This is a genomic window from Corynebacterium phoceense (assembly GCF_900092335.1).
Classification (GTDB): Bacteria; Actinomycetota; Actinomycetes; order Mycobacteriales; family Mycobacteriaceae; genus Corynebacterium; species Corynebacterium phoceense.
In genome coordinates this window covers 406404-423362 of sequence record NZ_LT596208.1, presented here as the reverse complement: position 1 = coordinate 423362, position 16959 = coordinate 406404, and the positions used below count along the sequence as shown (strand labels likewise).

12 protein-coding genes are annotated in these 16959 nt (G+C 61.5%); 4 read left to right on the top strand and 8 right to left on the bottom strand.

All coding sequences use genetic code 11. The features are described from left to right. The first annotated feature begins 5 nt into the window (after positions 1-5). Positions 6-1346, top strand: coding sequence for a phytoene desaturase family protein (locus tag BN9444_RS06140; RefSeq protein WP_199872871.1), 1341 nt, complete (start codon positions 6-8; stop codon positions 1344-1346). Here BN9444_RS06140 and BN9444_RS06135 read toward each other — a convergent pair. Next, a complete protein-coding gene (locus BN9444_RS06135) occupies positions 1343-4306 on the bottom strand; it encodes a restriction endonuclease (protein WP_068801596.1) in 2964 nt (987 codons plus the stop codon). The two genes, BN9444_RS06140 and BN9444_RS06135, sit on opposite strands and share 4 nt — an antisense overlap. 12 nt (positions 4307-4318) lie before the next feature. Further along, positions 4319-6280, bottom strand: a complete 1962-nt coding sequence (locus BN9444_RS15110; RefSeq protein ID WP_066484975.1) for a site-specific DNA-methyltransferase — start codon at positions 6278-6280, stop codon at positions 4319-4321. A gap of 188 nt (positions 6281-6468) precedes the next feature. Between BN9444_RS15110 and BN9444_RS06125 the strand changes: the two genes are divergently transcribed. Continuing rightward, complete coding sequence (locus tag BN9444_RS06125) at positions 6469-7275, top strand: MerR family transcriptional regulator (protein WP_066484977.1); 807 nt, start codon at positions 6469-6471, stop codon at positions 7273-7275. 158 nt (positions 7276-7433) lie between these two features. Here the strand turns inward: BN9444_RS06125 and BN9444_RS06120 are convergent, their stop codons facing one another. Beyond that, positions 7434-9650, bottom strand: coding sequence for an NADP-dependent isocitrate dehydrogenase (locus BN9444_RS06120; protein ID WP_066484980.1), 2217 nt, complete (start codon positions 9648-9650; stop codon positions 7434-7436). 282 nt (positions 9651-9932) lie between these two features. Here BN9444_RS06120 and BN9444_RS14215 point away from each other — a divergent pair, with 282 nt between their 5' ends. Together BN9444_RS14215 and BN9444_RS06115 are read left to right on the top strand one after the other, a co-directional pair. Next, positions 9933-10340: a hypothetical protein gene (locus BN9444_RS14215; RefSeq protein WP_141681508.1), complete on the top strand. Its 408-nt coding sequence runs from the start codon at positions 9933-9935 to the stop codon at positions 10338-10340. Next, positions 10327-11550, top strand: a complete 1224-nt coding sequence (locus BN9444_RS06115; protein WP_068801595.1) for an MFS transporter — start codon at positions 10327-10329, stop codon at positions 11548-11550. Before BN9444_RS14215 ends, BN9444_RS06115 begins: the two co-directional genes overlap by 14 nt. Before the next feature lie 54 nt (positions 11551-11604). Here BN9444_RS06115 and BN9444_RS06110 read toward each other — a convergent pair whose 3' ends face one another. From BN9444_RS06110 to BN9444_RS06090, 5 genes are read right to left on the bottom strand one after another with little or no spacing between them, the layout of a single operon-like run. Further along, the gene (locus BN9444_RS06110; RefSeq protein WP_066510840.1) at positions 11605-12522 is read right to left on the bottom strand and encodes a siderophore-interacting protein; all 918 of its coding nucleotides are present in this window, start codon (positions 12520-12522) and stop codon (positions 11605-11607) included. Positions 12523-12548: 26 nt separating this feature from the next. Further along, a complete protein-coding gene (locus BN9444_RS06105; protein WP_066510845.1) occupies positions 12549-13361 on the bottom strand; it encodes an ABC transporter ATP-binding protein in 813 nt (270 codons plus the stop codon). 49 nt (positions 13362-13410) lie between these two features. Continuing rightward, a complete protein-coding gene (locus BN9444_RS06100; protein ID WP_084759264.1) occupies positions 13411-14463 on the bottom strand; it encodes a FecCD family ABC transporter permease in 1053 nt (350 codons plus the stop codon). Next, the gene (locus BN9444_RS06095; protein ID WP_233423554.1) at positions 14460-15557 is read right to left on the bottom strand and encodes a FecCD family ABC transporter permease; all 1098 of its coding nucleotides are present in this window, start codon (positions 15555-15557) and stop codon (positions 14460-14462) included. Before BN9444_RS06095 ends, BN9444_RS06100 begins: the two co-directional genes overlap by 4 nt. Before the next feature lie 18 nt (positions 15558-15575). Then, the gene (locus tag BN9444_RS06090; protein ID WP_066510851.1) at positions 15576-16685 is read right to left on the bottom strand and encodes an iron-siderophore ABC transporter substrate-binding protein; all 1110 of its coding nucleotides are present in this window, start codon (positions 16683-16685) and stop codon (positions 15576-15578) included. Between the last annotated feature and the right edge of the window lie 274 nt (positions 16686-16959).

Genomic DNA, 16959 nt, shown 5'->3' with positions numbered 1-16959 from the left:
CGGCGGTGCTGGCGCGCGCCGGGCTGCGTGTCGAGGTCTTCGAGGCTGGTCCCGCGCCGGGTGGCGCCGCGCGCAGCGTCCGCTTCTATGACCGGACGATTGACCTCGGCGCGGCCGCCCATCCCTTCGGCGTCGCGAGCCCAGCCTTCCGTGCGTTGGGTCTCGAGGACCACGGCCTCGAATGGGCCCACCCGCGTTATCCGCTCGCGCATCCCTTTGATGATGATCCTGCGGCCTTGCTGCATCGGGACCTCAACGCCACCGCGCGGGGTCTTGGCGTCGATGGTCCCGCCTGGCGTGCGCTGCACGCGCCCATTGCGCAGCTTTCCGATACCCACCTCGCCAACGTCCTGCGTCCCCTCACCGGCGTCCCGCCGCACCCGCTGGCCATGGCACGCTTCGGCGTGCGCGCCGCGCCGCCCGCGAGTGCGCAAGCCCGCGCACTCTTCCGGACGGAAGCAGCCCGCGCGCTCTTCATCGGCTCGGCACTCCACGCGCTGTGCTCGCCGACCCTGCCGTTCACGAGCGCTTTCGGCGTCCTCTTTGGCGCGCTGGGCATGACGACGGGGTGGCCCGTGGCGCGCGGCGGCTCCGGCGCCATTACCGATGCCCTGGCGAGTGTCCTCGCGACCCACGGCGGCGTTATCCACACCGCTCATCCCGTGACGGATATGCGGGAGCTCACCCGCTTCGATGCCGTCGTGCTCGCGCTCACCCCGCGCCAAGTGCTCGGCTTGCGCAACCTCATCGTGCCGGAACGCCGCGCACGGGTCTTGCGCGATTGGCGCTACGGCCCCGGTGCGTTCAAGATCGACTACGCACTCGATGGCCCAGTCCCGTGGCGGGACCCCGCGGGAGGGGGGGCCGGCACCGGTCACNACCTCGGCGGTACCGTGCCGGACCTCATCGCCGCCGAGCGCGCCATCGCGCGCGGCGAGATGCCCGCCCGCCCCGTCGTGCTCGTCGCCCAGCAGTCTGCCGCGGATCCTGGACGCGGCCACACGCTGTGGGCCTATGCCCACGTGCCTCACGGTTTCACTGGCTCAGCGCTCGAACACATCGAGGGACAGCTTGAGCGCTTCGCGCCGGGGTTCACCGCCCACGTGCTCGCCCGCCGCGTCATGAGTCCGACGGACCTCGAGACATGGAATCCCAACCTCGTGGGCGGCGACATCGCCGGCGGCGCCATGACCGGCACGCAGCTGTTCCTACGCCCCGGTTTTGTGCGCAACCCTTACCAGCTCACGCAACGGGTGTTCCTCGCGTCTGCCGCCACCGCGCCCGGCGGTGGTGTGCACGGCATGCCGGGGTGGCACGCCGCGCACGCGGTGTTGCACAGCGCCTAGATATTCCAGTGCCCTGGGGCGTTCTTGGAATAGTTCACGCCTATCGCTGCAAAGTGGACCTCCGCTGCATCAATCTTCGCTTGTTCGCTGGCGCGGATCTTGTTTCGATCCATCGTGGACTTGGTTTCGCGAATCATATACAGCTTGTCTTCGCCGTCCACGCGCTTAACAATCGCCCAGTCCGGGTTATACGGGCCGACGGGAGTGTCGATCTTGAACTTCGGGGGCAGTTTCACAAATAGCTTGATGTCGTCGTTGCCGTCGAGCAGCTTGGCGAACTGCCGCTCCGTGTCAGAGTCATAGACCACGTAGTCATAGTCTGTCTTTGTCTTGTTCTTGACCTCATAGAGGTTTTCGAGGAAGTGCTGCTTTTCTTTCACTCCGTCTTCGCGCAGCTCCGACAAGGAATAGACGCTGCCATCGATTTTCTCGTATTGCACGCCCTTGGTCACAAGCATTGAAAGCTCGGTCTGGATGATGGTGCGCACCATTGCAACGAAGTCATTCGGATTACCGATGAACTCGTCGAGCCGATCGCTTTGTAGAAGGATATCGATAATTGTCCTGCGGGTGAGCGACGTCGCCTCTTGGAGCTCCGTCACGATATCTGGGAGCTGGAAGCTCCCTCGGAGGTCGGTGGCGCGCGGACTACTAGTTTCTTCGCCCTCCGTGCCGCCACGGGAGATGGTCAGCTTGGCCTTGGTCACCTGCACTCGCAGCGGCTCGATCTCTGGGGCATTCTTGATCCCTTCGACCGCGTTTTCAATGAGCTCATCGCGATCGACGGAGACGCTGAAGGTTGTGCGCTGAGTGATGGTCTTCCAGAACTCTGTGAACTCGGGAGACTCGAAATACAGTTCCTTGTTGAGCGTGCGTGTCGTGCGATGACGGATAGGTTTGATATGAGTTCCGATGCTCGCGCGCTTCATGAGGGCAAGCACTTCGTGTTCAACGTCACTGAACTCGTCGCTGAGGTCAAGGGCGAAGCCGTCAGCATTGGGGGTGAAATCCTTGGTAAGGCGACCGTCCTCGTCGAGGAAACCGCGGTCCTTCAGCTCCTCCCAAATACGCTCCGAGGTTGCGTAGCCGATGTTTTTATCGTCCTCGGAGTCCGGCCGTCGAATCTTCGCAAAGTGGCCCTTGCCAATGAAGCCGATGGCAACGCCCGCCTTCGTGTATTCCTTTTGGAGATTGCTGGCGAACTGTTGGTAGGACTCGTTGGCGACGACGGTTAACTGCGCGACGGATTGATCGGACAGCCGCACGCCGTCCTGGTCCACAGGTAGACGCAGACCGCGGCCGATCGTCTGGCGACGTTCGGTCTCCGAGCCCATCTCGCGCAGCGTACAAATCTGGAAGACGTTAGGGTTGTCCCAGCCTTCGCGCAGCGCCGAGTGAGAGAAGATGAAGCGTACAGGTTCGTCCTCGCTGAGCAGGCGCGCCTTGTCTTTCATGATGAGGTCGTAGGAGTCCTCGTCATTCTTCGATGTGCCGCTCGTATCGTCGTAGACGCCCTTCTTAATCTGCGAGAAATACGCGCGGCGCAGCTCGACGGGGTCGTGAGGCAGCAACTCTTCGTAGCGAGGAGACCGTGCACGTTCTTCGATAAATACCTCGTCGAACCACTGCGCGAATTTGCCGTTCGCGGTGTCATTGTCGGCGCCATCGCCGAGGTAGCTGTGGACCCTGTCGACAAAGAAGAGACTGAGGACCTTGACGCCTTGCTCGCGCAGCATCGATTCACGGCGGAAGTGCTCACGGATGGTTTCTCGGATCATTTCGCGGTACACAGCGTCGTCATTGGAACCGATGGACTCGCCGACACGAAGGATGCCGTGGTGGGTAAGTTCCACGAAGCCGCCCGCGTCGAGGTTGATCTCGTTGATGCGCCAGTTGTTCTCGTACGCCGGGTTACCCGTGACTTTCGCTAGATCCTGGTTCGTTGTGACGTTCTTTTCCTGACGTTTGAACGAACCGTCCTTCTTGCGGCAGTCGAGTTCGAGACGGGCTTGCCACGGCTGGCTCTTCACCGACACCAGCTTGATATACGGCTTGGCGTCGTTTCCATGCTCCGTGGTCTCCGCCACGACGATTTGCTTGACCAGTCCCAGCTCGTGCGCGTCGACCGGATCGAGCCGGTAGACCACGTTGCGGGTCTCGCGGTGCGTCGCGCTGTAGCGCAGCATGAACGCAGGGTTGAGTCCCTCGAGCGAGGTCTTCGCAAGATCGGACTCCATGTTCTGCGGTTCGTCGAGGATGAGGACGGGTTGCGTCGCGCGGAGGAAATCGATGGGGCGCAGGCCGTTGAGCTTGTCACGAGTCTGGTGCATGATGAGGCGGTCGCCCTTGCTGCGCACAGAGCTAATCGTCATGATCATGATCTGAATGCTGGTGGACGTCGCAAAGGACTGGACTTGCTCGGCGTCCTTGCCGCTGTAGACCACGTGATCGAAGGGCTGATCCGGGTAGAGCTGCCGGAAGTGATCGGCCATGAGCTCGATGCTCGTTTTCACGCCCTCGCGAATCGCAACGCTGGGGACGAGGATGATGAACTTGGTGAAGTTGTACTTCCGTGCGAGCTCGAACACGGTACGCAGATAGACGTAGGTCTTACCCGTACCGGTCTCCATCTCAATATCGAACTGCCGCCCATCCTTGAGCTCAGTGGCAGGCTCTAGCCCATTGTGATTCTGGATCTCCTGCAGATTGCGCAGGATTTGGTCGTCACCCACCACCAGGTTATTGCCCACTGCGCCGATCTCTGCACTGACATCGATGTTAAAGAGAGCGTCGTCCTCTTCTCCGTCGAGGGTCGTTGCTGCCAGGTCGACAGGCTGGCTTGGAAGGTTCAAAGAAGAGACGAGGCTGCCGGCATCTTTCGGCTGTCCCTTGAACAACTCCGTGACCGAGTTGATGGCGGCGAGCTGATAGTCCTGCTTCGGATCAAACTTGAATTTCATGATGAGTGCTCCTTACACAGTCCGCAGCTCGACGTTGTGTGTTGCACAGATCTGCACCACATTGGTCTTCAGCTCGTCGTCTCCCTGGAAAGCATCCTCCAGAATGATGAACTCAGCTGGCGCAGTCGCGACGGCTGCTCGTAGTTGCTCGACGCTCGGTTTTACATGCTCGTTAAGGTACAGCAGGAGGCAGGTGCGGTCCTCCCCGGCGGCGGCATGCTGCTCCCCAACGATGGTGTACGGCAGGTCATCGATGTCGATGTCGCGAATCGATTCGACGAGAGAGCGTCCCTGCTTGAGGAGGATTTCCACGAGGAGATCCTCGGGATCCGCATTGTCATTGCTGCTGCCGCGCAGGTCGATCAGGGTCTGGCTCAGCGTCTCGGCGTCGATTCCTGGCTGGGGCTGCCACTTCTTAAAGTTGGTATCGGCGAGCGTGTAAGAGCGGAACCCAGCATCGAATTCTTCGGCGGCACGCCTTACGCGTTCGCGAGACAACGAGGAAATCGTCGGTTCGAGTTTCAGCTCCGTGCAGAACTTATACCCTTCCTTTTGCTCCTTGTTCTTCTCATGCAACGGCTCCGGAAGCTGCACCAGAATGAAGCGCCGGTTGCCACCATCTTCGGAGTTCTGTTTCATGACGGCGTGACCCGTTGAGCCAGAGCCCGCGAAGAAGTCGAGCACGATGTCGTTGCTCGCTGGCTGCGTGGTCAGCGCCAGAATGCGCTGCAAGAGCTTGAGCGGTTTCTGGCCATTTCGGAAGCCTTTGACGCCGTTGGTTTCCTTGTTGAGGTTGATAGTGGAGATATCCGTCCACAGATCGCAGAGCGACTCTTTCAGATAATCGCTGAGGAAGAGCATCTGCTTGCCTTCCCACCAGATGTACTCGATGCCCGTGGGAGACGTCACGCGTGCAATAGGAGTGTCGAAGGCCATGTCGCTGAGCGAAGCGTTGTTGGTGCGATAGACAACGCGCTCCGCGTTCTCGACCTTAAACTTCCGTACAGCGTCTGCAGTAGTGGGAAGTCCCTGCTCGACCATGGCGTCTTTGACGGAGGTGAGAACCCATTCCTCGGCCGGGGCGCTGGGGTTGATAATAATTTTGTTGTAGTACTTGAGGTACTTGTCCAGCGTTCCATCAGCAGAGCCACTCTTGGGGACGTCGACACGATTGAGCGATGCCCGCGTGTGGTCGCGCGTGCAGAGCACCACATATTCCTTGATTTTGGGCAGGCGCTTGTCGACGTGCGACATCTTCACGCCCGAGGTCTCACTCGATTTCACGGGAATGGTGTTGATGACGTTGTCCTCACCGAAGATCTCGCGGCACATGGTCACGAGGTTGGAAAGCTCGCTGTCATCGATGCTGATAGCGATGTAACCGTCAGGAGTAAGCAGATTGCGCGCAAGTTTGAGTCGCGGATAGAGCATGTTGAGCCAGTTGGAGTGGTACCGGCCTTCGGACTCGGCATTCGTGGAGAGCTTCTTGCCGTCGCTGCTCGTCTGCTGCGACCACCCGAGATAGTTCCTGATGCCGTCTTTGAAGTTATCCGGATAGATGAAGTCATGGCCCGTGTTGTACGGAGGATCGATGTAAATGAGCTTGATGTGGCCGTGATAGTGCTTCTGGAGCACCTTGAGGACCTCGAGGTTATCGCCTTCGATGAAGGCATTCGTCGCAGAGTCCCAGTTCCTGGACTTGCCCTTTTCCGGACGCAGCGTTGCGGAAGTGGGCAGCTGGGCGGCACGCATGGCGCGCTTCTTCCCCGGCCAGAACAAGCCAAAGCGCTCCGCAGTTCCGGATGCGTCGCCGCCTAGAAGCTCAGTGAGCTTGTCGATGTCGATGGTGCCGTCGGCGACGGCTTCAGGGACAAGGTGTGCCAACTGCGCAGCGAGCTCGGTGCGGAAGTCCGGACTAACGCCCGATACCTCGTGAATCGTGTCCGTATCGGTGTTCAGGGCGTCCTGGGCCATGAAATGTCTCCTTTGCGTGTTCGACCTGTGTGCCCATACCAGGATAGGGAGCTAGGCGACATAGGCGCGGAAAGTTCGCATTTCTTTTCTACGATTGGGATGCCTGCAGTCGATTCCGTGCTCATGACGTCACGCGCGTGACGCTTAAGACTTGACCCTCACGTAGCGTAAGGGACTGTGATGGGTTCATGAGCAACGACAACAAGTTTGACGGCGAGGGCCGCGGTGTTAGCGATGCCGCAGCCGTCCTCGGCGTGTCCGTGCGCACCCTGCACTATTGGGAAGAACGCGGACTTGTGGTGCCGAGCGCTCGTACGTGGGCGAACTACCGCGTGTATTCCGACGCAGACATCGCACGGGCACAGCGCGTGCTGATCTACCGTGCGACGGGCATGGCACTCGCCGATATTGCGCGGGTACTCGACGCTGAGGGAACGTCCCTCGAGCACCTCGCTCGACAACGCGCATTGCTCATGGACAAACGGCACAAGCTCGACGAGATGCTTGATGCCCTCGACTATCTCATGGAGGAAGAAATGAAGGATACGAATCTCAGCGTTGACGAAATCGCCACGGTGCTGGGCGACGCTCACTTTGCCGAGCACCACGAGGAAGCAGAAGAGCGCTACGGCGGCTCGGATGATTGGGCGATATCGCAGAAGAACGCTGCGCAGCGCACGGCGGAGGACTGGGCAGACCTCAAGTCGCGCACCGATGAACTCGAGGTCCGCTTGGCGGCGGCATGCGGGGCCGGCACGACGCCAGAGTCCGAGGAAGCTCGTGCGCTCGTTGAGGAACACCGCACGCTGCTGTGCGAGCATTTCCCGGTAAGCCCCGCGAAGCACGTTCTCATCGCGAGCGGATACACCGCTGACCCGCGCTTTCGAGCTCACTACGACGAGCGGCAGGCTGGGTTAGCGGAGTGGCTGCAGGCCGCGATCAATGCGGCTGCGGCAGCGCAGGGTGTCGATCCGGACGCAGCCGTGTGGGAATAGCCGTGTGGGAATGACCGAAGCCCGCTCGCGGCCTTGGGCCGCGACGGTGACGCGGTGCTGCGCGGGGCCCAAAGGGGCATCGGCAAGCTCAGAAAACGGGGGACGACCCCACCTCCCGGGAATGAGGGAGGTGGGGCCGAGTCTGTGGAGAAGAAGGACTACTTCTTCAGTGCGTCGATGATCTCGTTGTACGCAGCGACCGGGCGCATGACAGCGTTGAGCTTGTCCTCGTCCGGAGCGTAGTAGCCGCCGAGGTCAGCCGGCTGGCCCTGGTTGTCGATTAGGGCCTGAGCGATCTCATCAGCCTTGTCTTCGAGAGCCTTGGCAATCGGAGCGAAGTGCTCGGCGAGCTCAGCGTCATCAGACTGCGCAGCCAGTTCCTTGGCCCAGTTGAGGGTGAGGAAGAAGTGGGAGCCGCGGTTGTCGATCTCGCCGACCTTGCGGGACGGGGACTTGCCCTCGTCGAGCAGGGTCTCCGTAGCCTTGTCGAGAGCGGCGGCGAGGACGCCAGCCTTCTCGTTGCCGTGAGCGTTGAGCTCGTGGCGGAAGGACTCGGCCAGGGCGAGGAACTCGCCGAGGGAGTCCCAACGCAGGTGGTTTTCTTCCTCGACCTGCTGGACGTGCTTCGGAGCGGATCCGCCTGCACCGGTCTCGAAGAGGCCGCCGCCAGCCATGAGCGGAACGACGGAGAGCATCTTCGCGGAGGTACCCAGCTCGAGGATGGGGAAGAGGTCCGTGTTGTAGTCACGCAGAACGTTACCGGTCACGGAGATGGTGTCCTCGCCCTTGCGGATGCGCTCGACGGACGCCTTGGTTGCGGAGACCGGATCCATGATCTCGATGTCGAGACCCTCGGTGTCGTGGTCCTGCAGGTACTTCTTCACCAGCTCAGTGATGTTGCGGTCGTGGCCGCGCTCCGGGTCGAGCCAGAAGATGGCCTTCATGCCGGACAGGCGAGCGCGGTTGACGGCCAGCTTGACCCAGTCCTGGATCGGGGCGTCCTTGGTCTGGCATGCGCGCCAGATGTCGCCAGCCTCGACGTCGTGCTCGATGAGCACATCGCCAGCGGAGTTGACGACCTGGACCTTGCCGTCAGCAGCAATCTTGAAGGTCTTATTGTGGGAGCCGTACTCCTCCGCCTTCTGCGCCATGAGGCCGACGTTCGGGACGGTACCCATGGTGGTCGGGTCGAAGGCGCCGTTGGCCTTGCAGTCCTCGATGACGGCCTGGTAAACGCCAGCGTAGGAGGAGTCCGGGATGACAGCCAGGGTGTCCTGCTCCTCGTTGTTCTTGTTCCACATGTGGCCGGAGGTGCGGATCATGGCCGGCATGGAGGCGTCGATGATGACGTCAGACGGAACGTGCAGGTTGGTGATGCCCTTGTCAGAGTTGACCATGGCCAGGTCCGGGCCGTTTTCGAGGGCAGCGTCGAAGGCAGCCTTGATCTCCGCACCGTTCTCGAGGTTCTCGAGGCCCGCGTAGATGGCGCCCAGGCCGTTTTCGCCGTTGAGGCCAGCGGCGAAGAGCTCCTCGCCGTACTTGTCGAAGACGTCAGCGAAGAAGGCGCGGACAACGTGGCCGAAGAGGATGGGGTCAGAGACCTTCATCATGGTGGCCTTGAGGTGAGCGGAGAAGAGGACGCCCTCTTCCTTGGCCCGCGAGACTGCGTCTCGCAGGAAATCGTCCAAGGCCTTGGCCGACATGAAGGTGCCGTCGATGACCTCGCCCTCGAGGACCTTGAGGCCGTCGAGGAGGATCGTTTCGTTCTGATCGGCGGAGCCGATCAGCTTGATGGTCAGGGTGTCAGCGGCCGGCATGATGACGGACTTCTCGTTGTGGCGGAAGTCGTTGTCAGCCATGGTGGCAACGTTGGTCTTGGAATCAGCGGTCCAAGCGCCCATGCGGTGCGGGTTCTTCTTAGCGAAGTTCTTCACGGCGATGGGGGCGCGGCGGTCAGAGTTGCCCTCGCGCAGAACCGGGTTGACGGCGGAGCCCTTGACAGAGTCGTAGGCGGCGGCGATGGCCTTCTCTTCCTCGGTGGACGGGTTATCCGGGTAATCCGGGAGCTTGTAGCCCTCAGCCTGGAGCTCGGCGATGGCCTTCTTCAGCTGAACCAGGGACGCCGAGATGTTCGGCAGCTTGATGATGTTGGCTTCCGGCGTCTTAGCGAGCTTGCCCAGCTCTGCCAGAGCGTCATCGACCTTCTGGTCGCCGAGGGTCTCCGGGAACTGTGCCAGGATGCGGCCGGCCAGGGAGATGTCGCGGGTCTCGACCTCGATACCAGCGGTGGAGGCGAAGGCCTCAACGACGGGCTTGAACGAGTAGGTAGCCAGCAGCGGAGCTTCGTCCGTGCGGGTCCAGATGATCTTTGCCATGATTCTCCTAAATAAAGTTGAAAAAATCTTCGACGCTTAAGAATACCTGTTGTACGGTGTGCCTGCGACACGTTGGGTGGGTTTTGTGAGCGTGGTTAACCCCGTTTGAGCGGGGCGTAGTGCACATAGCTCGCAGTGAGTCTGGCATAGATAGAAGAGTGTGCGATGTGTTCGTGTAATGGAGATGTACGGGCTTAGCTTTTAAGTATCGAACCCCCTTGGAATGTGAAATGTGTATCATTACTATCGCTGGAGTACTTTCCGTCACATAGAGGAGCGTTGATGTTCACGTTCGAAACGTTTCCCGAAATAGTTGCAGTAGGGGGTTCGACCCCTTCTAGGCTTCAAGGTCGAGAAGCCGTTGCCGACAGTAAAGTTTCAATCCGGCTTGCTAATAAGAAGTCTTTGGAGAAATGTCTTCATCAGCTTGAGGTGTCCGACGCTCGGCTGGTTGAACGAGGCCCAAAGGTTCCGGACCCGTATGATTGGCAGTTCGTTATCAAAGAAGTTTTCCAAGATGGAGACGCGGTCGTCTACTCTGGAGTTGCTTGGTACGACATCGACTATTTCAATGAAAAAGAGTGTATTTCAAGACCCGCGACATTCCACTATGTTCAGTTCTATGGGGGCAGACCAAGCCGATGTATCGGTCGAGCATTGGATAAAATCAGCCTAAATGCAGCTCTTTAGAAGAGGTGGCGGCGAAGGGCTTTGTTTGGCTTATGCTTTGACCGCCACCTATTTTTTAATGTCAATGTGCGGGGCTATGACTAGCCTCTCAATTTCGCTCCACTTCGCCGAGCTTAATAAGGGTGAACTGTTAGTAGCGGGCATCTTTATCTCCGGAACCTGCGCCCAAGTTTTCGCAGTCCCCTTTCTGAGCCCGCTCTTCAACAAATTCAGCAGCTACCACATAGCGCTTTCTGCTCTGATTTTGGACCTATTGGGCTTATTGTCAATGGCAGCCTATCCAGAGCCAGTGGTTCTCATTCTCGGAAACCTCGTCACTGCATGTTTAAGTGGACTTTCAATCCCCTCCATTTTTGTCATTGTTGACTCGCGAGCCGGCGAAGGACAACAAGCGAAAGTCTTCTCCCTCTTAGATACAGCGCGCCTTGGCGGCGGATTCCTCGGGCCACCGCTAGGAGGAGTACTTCTTGACCAGAGAAACTTGCAGACAGCTCTCTTCGTTGAAGCTTGCGCCGTGGCATTCTCGCTGTTTGTCTTTTTCATCCTTTACACATTTACGTCCAGAGACAATCCACTTTCGCCTCAGGATGGAGAAGCCGCGCCGAGCTTTTTTCAAAAGGTGCTCGAAGCTCCTTCTCTCTTGCTAAAAAATAAAAGCTCTAGGTCCGCGCTAACCAGTATTTGGGGAGCGATCATCTGTACCTCGGTTTTCAACGTTGCGCTTGTCTTCTATGTGACAAAAACCCTCCACGCCAGCGGTACGTTGTATGCGATCGTTGCTCAGGCTTTTATCGTGGGCCGCATCTTTGGCGCACGGTTTTCAGCTCGCCTCAACTCAAATAACGCCAAAAAGGTCCTGACCGGGGCGGGTTTCACTATGGGGTGTTTTATAGCCTTACCTGGAATTATTCCCTCATTATGGCTCTGTATTCCGTGCTTCTTTCTTGGGGGAGTCTGTAATGCCGCTCAAGTGGCCGCACTACGAATCGTTATTGTCGGAGCGGTACCTGAGGGGGTTAAGCCCAAAGCGCTTTCTACAATGGGATCAATTAATAGCTCCGCGATGCTCATTGGATACATCATTGGGGCGCCGCTAGTAAGCACTATCGGCCCAGCTGCGGCGCTTGTCGTATCCGGAATCGGCACCTCTGTACTCACAGTAGGACCAGCCCTAAAAACTATCGTGTACAACGCCCTCGACAACAACTAGGTCCACGACATTCAATATGTCGTCAAAGTAGTGAGCGAGACTAATTAAAGAGGGTTAGTTTTCGGCGCGGCCGCGCTTCCAGTAGCCCATGAAGGACACTTGCTCGCGGGGGACGCCAACCTGCTTGACGAGCATGCGACGCATGGTGGTCACCAGCGTGGACTCGCCGGCGATCCAGAAGTAGGCGTCAGGAGCAGGCGAGGCGGTGTGGGCATCGGAGCTGGCGTCGAGGGGTTCGCCGGAGGCCGAGAAAACGGGGGTTTCCCACACCGTTTCCTCTGGACTCATTCCGGTGGGGGAGTACTCGGGAACCTCGGTTTTAAGCAGCTGCGCGGCGGCGGTGAGGAGTGCCTCGCCGTGCGGGCGGGTGCCGCGCGCGTAGTAGCGCACGTCCACGCCGTTGGGCGCGGCGAGGATCTGCTGGTCCTGGGCGTAGGGGACCTCAATGTGGGCAGTGCCGGTGAGTCCCACAGGAGTTGACGGCCATTCATCGATGATGCGCGCGATGGCGGGTAGGGCCGTCTCGTCGCCGAAGAGATGAATCTGGGAGGCGGAACCTGGAGAGAACTCGATGCCGTCACCGGAGGCATCGGAAAGCGGCGGCGCGATGACGAGGATTTCATCGCCGGGGCGCGCGGCCTGAGCCCACGCGCAGGCGGGGCCCGTCGCGCCAGGGGCGGTGTGCAGGACGAAGTCCACGTCAATCTCACTGCCCACATGGTTGCGCACGGAGTAGGTGCGCATGGGGCCGCGCGCGGCGGGATCGAGACTGTGCCAGTGGTCGAACCAATTGGCATCGCCCTCGGGAAGCGCAGGCAGTCCTTGAGATCCAGGGAAAATGAGCTTAATGCGCAGGTCGCGGGTGGGGCCGGCGGGGCCCATGTCTTCCAAGCCACCCAGGCGGATGCGCTGGAACGACGGGGAAATGCGCTGAGTGGAGACCACGTGGGCGCGGAAGGCGAGGAAAGGCATAGCTTCCTTTCTACTAGGCGAGTTGATTAGTGGGTGGTGGATGGGGTGGAGACGCGATGGCGGCCGATGGGCATGACTGCGGGTGCGCCGGAGACGGGATCGCGCACGATGGTGGAGTCGATGCCGAAGACCGCGCGGACGGTGTCTTCGGTGACGACGTCTGCAGGAGTGCCGTGGGCGAGGACTCTGCCGTGGGAGACGGCGATGAGCTCGTCCGAATAGCGCGCGGCGAGGTTGAGATCGTGGAGGACCATGACGATGGTGGTCCCGCGTTCCTCGTTGAGGTCGACGAGGAGATCGAGGACGTCGAGTTGATGCTTGACGTCGAGGTATGTCGTGGGCTCGTCGAGGAACAGCACGTCGGTGCGCTGTGCGAGCGCCATGGCGATCCACACGCGCTGGCGTTGGCCGCCGGAGAGTTCGTCGACGCTGCGCTCGGTAAGTTCTGTGAGACCGGTGGCCGCGAGGGACTGGGCGACGATGTCGTAATCCGCCTGCGACCACTGGCCGAGGAAATTCTGGTGCGGCGAGCGGCCGCGGCCGACGAGTTCGGCGACGGTGATGCCTTCGGGCGCGGTGGGGGATTGCGGCAAGAGCCCCAGGGTGCGCGCAAGTTCCTTGGTGGGAACCGACGAGATGTCGCGGCCGTCGAGGAGGACTGAACCGCCCGCGGGCTTGAGCAGACGCGAGAGCGTGTGGAGCAGCGTCGACTTACCGCAACCGTTGGGTCCGATGATGGAGGTGATGCGGCCCGGCGTGACGGTGAGACTGAGATCGTCCAGGATGGGCGTGCCGCCGTAGCCGACGGTGAGCGAATCCGCGCGGAGTTCGGAGTGCATGGAAGCTCTTTTCTTTGTAGGTGGGTTTATCGGGCGTTGCGTTGTGTTGTTACCGGCGGGCGCGGGTGAGCAGATAGATGAGGAAAGGCGCGCCGAGGGCGCCGGTAATGACGCCCACGGGGTAGCGGGTACCCAAGGCGAATTGCCCCGCGAGATCGGAGGCGAGGACGAGGACAGCGCCGATGAGACCGGCGGGCAGCGGAGAGGTGAGCCCTCCCGGGTAGAGCCGAGTGGCGATGGGTCCGGACATAAAGGCCACGAAGGCGACGGGGCCAGCAGTGGCGGTGCCCACGGCGATCAGCGTGACGGCGCCGGCGATGAGTGCGACCCGCACGACGCCCAGGCGCAGGCCGAGGCCGGTGGCGAGGGCATCGCCAAGCCGGAGTACCGCGAGTTGGTGGCGGCCGATTGTCATAAGCGGTACGCAGAGCGCGACGGTGAGAAGCAGCGGGGCGCCGCGCTCCCAGCTCATCGTGTTGAGAGAGCCGGTGATCCAGCGGGTGGCGGTTCCGAGGTCCCATGCCGCGGCGCGGGAGAGCTGGTACGTCACCCAGGAATTGAGGATGGCGGAGATGCCAATTCCGATGAGAATGAGCCGGGTACCGGAGAAACCTGACTTGAGGCTGAGCAGGTAGATCACCGCGGCGACGACGAGTGAGGCGGCGAGCGACAAGGCCGAGACGGCGGTCTGTGACCAATGGAAGGCGACGATGCCCGTGACGCCCGCGGCGGAGGCCGCCGAGGAGATGCCGATGATGTCAGGCGAGGCAAGCTGATTGCGCAGCATGGTTTGGAAGGTGGTTCCTGCGATGCCAAACGCGAGGCCCACGGCGACGGCGACGGTGGCGCGCGGCAGGCGCAGCTCGCCGACGCTAAAGGACGCGCCGGGGACGGTCTGCCCGGCGATGACGCGGGCGATGTCGCCGAGCGAGTAGGTCACCTCCCCGAAGACGAGGCTGGCGAGCCATAGGCCGCCGACGAGGAGGACCAGGACAGTGGTGCGCAGAGCGTGCGAGCGTGCACGATTACGGCGGGCGGCGCGGGTGTCGCGGGCGAGTTCGTGCTGCGTGCGGGGCGCGGGCGTGGTGGTCGTGGCGGTCATGCGAGTTCTCGTATCTTCGTGCGGCGGATTATCCAGATAAACAGAGGGGCGCCGAGGAAAGGCGTGAGGATGCCTACGGCGAGTTCTTCGGGCCGGGCGATAAGCCGGCCCACCGTGTCCGCGACGGTGAGGACGACCGCACCGCCGAGCGCGCACGCTGGCAGGAGGACGCGGTGATCGGTGCCGACGAGCACACGCATGAGGTGCGGGACGATGAGCCCGATGAAGGCGATGGGGCCGGCAAGCGCCGTTGCACAGCCGCAGAGGATAACCGCGCCGATGGTCGCGAGAAGCCGCGTGCGGGCGGCATGGAATCCCAGACCGCTGGCGAGACTATCGCCCAGCGCTAGGGCGTTGAGCCCGTGCGCGCAGTAGGCGGCGATGCCGGCGCCGAGGAGTAACAGCGGGGCCGCGGCGGCGAGGTGTGGCCATTGCGCGCCGCCCACGGAGCCGATCTGCCAGAAGCGGAAGGTATCCATGACGTCGGCGCGGGGGAGCACGATGGCAGAGACGAGGCTGGAGATGGCCGCCGCAGTGGCCGCGCCCGCGAGCGCCAGCTTGAGCGGCGTCGCTCCGCCGCGGCCGAGCGATCCCACCGCGTAGACGAAGGTCGCGGCCAAGAAGGAACCGACGATGGCCACGGCCATGGTGCTGAATGGGCGGGCGAGCCCGAAGAACGTGATGCCAGTGACGACGGCGAGCGATGCCCCAGCGAGCACCCCGAAGATGCCGGGATCGGCGAGCGGATTGCGGGTGACGCCTTGAAAGACCGTGCCCGCGACGGCGAGGCTTGCGCCAACGAGGACGGCAAGGATCGTGCGCGGCACGCGGACATAGGCTGCCGCCTGCGCCGCAGTGTCAGCGTGTCCCTGCAACGCGGCGAGGGCGTCGGTCACGCCGATGACGCGGACGCCAAACATGACAGACGCAACGACGGCGAGTACGAGCGCGAGGAGCGTGCCGGCGAGGACAAGGCTGGCGCGGCGGGCGTGCGTGCGGGTGCCTGAGTCCGGGCCTGAATCGGTGCTTGGGCGGGGATGCGGGCGGTTCGGGGATTCGGTGGTCTCGGGAAGACGGGGCATCTGGTGCGTCACGGCGGGTTACTGTGCTGGTTACTGGGCGGCGTCGTTGAGGAGTGAGAAGTAGTCGTCGATGGTGGCCGGAATGGACAGCGGCGACTCGTTGGATGCGGCACCCAGCGGTCCCTCCGGCAGCCAGGCGACGTGGCCATTCTTGATGGCGGGGATCTTGGACAGCAGCGGGTCTTTTTGCATGTCCTTGAGCGCCTGGGCGTCGGCCTCCGCGCTGCCCTGGGAGTAGGAGACGAAGAGATCGACGTCCTCGAAGAGCTCTGGCTGCTCCGCGGAGACCTCGACCCAGAAGGAGTCGGCGCCCTCGGTGTTGTCCTTGACCACCTGCGGCACGGCGAGGCCGTGGTTGGCGAGGAAGCCCATGCGGGGATCCTCGGTGGTGTAAAAGCCCACCTTGGACGGATCGGAGGCGCCGCCGAAGGAGGTAAACAGCACCTTCTTGTCCTTGAGATCGGGGTAAGAGTCCAAGGTCGAAGAGACCTCTTTATCGAGGGCAGCGAGCAGCTCTTTGCCCTCGTCCTCCTTGCCCAGGGCCTTCGCATTCATAGTGACCATGTCCTCCATCGAGGTGGTCCACGGCTGGGTGGGGTAGGCGACGACGGGTGCGATCTTGGACAACGTGTCGTAATCCTCCTGCGTGAGTCCCGAGTAGGAGGCGAGGATGACGTCCGGCTTGGTTTCCGCGACCTGCTCGTAGGGAATGCCGTCCGTCTCATCGAAGAGAACAGGGGTCTCCGAGCCGAGCTCGGTTAGCTTGTCTTCGACCCAGGGCAGGATGCCATTGCCATCGTCGTCGCCCCACGTCACCTTCGACATGCCCACGGGGGCGATGCCGAGGGCCAGCGGTACTTCGTGGTTGCCCCAGCCTACGGTGGCGACGCGCTGCGGGGCGGCCTCGATGGTGGTCTCGCCGAAGGCGTGCTGGACGGTGACGGGGAACGCCGCGGCGGAGTCAGAGGAGGACTGTGCGTTGGGCGCGGATTGGGAGTCAGAGCCGCCAGTGGTGGCGGAATCCGTGGACGAGCATCCGGTGAGCGCGAGCGAGAGACACGTGAGCCCAGCGAGCGTTGCGGTAAGCGGGCGCGCACCGAGACGTGAGAACGTGCGAGCGGAGGAACGTGCGTGAGCCATAATCAGAGACATCCTTCATGGTAAGTAAGGCTTGCGTTGTTTAGGTGAGCCTACGCTACCACCTACGGCCTGTGGGAAAGAAAGGCGCAGCCTACCGGGGATATCGGGCGGGCGGTGAGTGCACCATGTCACACGTGGTGAGTCATGTCTGATTCGTCGTGAATGTCGCTTCCAACTTACGAAGAGCACTCATAATTAGCTAACGTCCTTGCTCGTGACTGACTCCTCCGCAAAGACTGACCAGCGTAAGCATCCCCGCGACCCCAACGCCCCG